The sequence below is a fragment of the Vibrio sp. 1978 genome (assembly GCF_033344345.1).
On sequence record NZ_JAWPOP010000486.1, the window covers coordinates 1 to 687 of the forward strand.

Here is a 687-nt window from a genome sequence, read left to right on the forward strand (position 1 = left end):
CCATCTTTTGCTGCTAACGTTGTTATTGACCATTACATGGGAAAAACCGAGCTAGCACACTCACCTAAGCGCGTGGTTGTGATTGGTTTTGGTCCTTTAGATGCTTTGGATAACTTCGGGATTGACCCTGTGGCTGTGTCAAACGCATCTCATCTTCCGAGCTACCTTTCTAAGTACAGCAAAGAGAATTACACATCAGCAGGCAGTTTGTTTGAGCCTGACTTCGAAGCTATTTATATGCAAAAACCAGATCTGATCTTGGTTGGCCCGCGTGGCTCCGCGAAATATGAAGAGCTAAGTGAAATTGCCCCAACGGTTGTGTTTGCAGCTAAAGAAGGCGAAGGCTACTGGGAAGGCACGCAGGCTCAATGGCGTAACATTGGCAAAATCTTCAACATTGAAGACAAAGTCGAGCAAAAGATTGAAACATTGGATGCTCAATTTAAAGCGATTCGCGACTACAACCAAACGAACAATAACGATGCACTAACGATTTTGAGCATCGGTGACAACATCAGTGCCTTTGGTGCGAAGTCCCGCTTCGGTGCGATTTACAATGACTTTGGTTTCATTGAAACGGTAAAAAACATCAAGACTGGTACACACGGTGACGTGATTTCTTACGAGTTTATCCGTGAAGCTGATCCGAAAAACATTTTGGTGATCGACCGTAACTCGCTGCATGCG

1 protein-coding gene is annotated in these 687 nt (G+C 45.0%); it reads left to right on the plus strand.

What is annotated here, in order from left to right; all coding sequences use genetic code 11:
* Positions 1–687: siderophore ABC transporter substrate-binding protein (locus R8N49_RS27380; protein ID WP_318190484.1), on the plus strand; the 687-nt coding region annotated here is incomplete at both ends.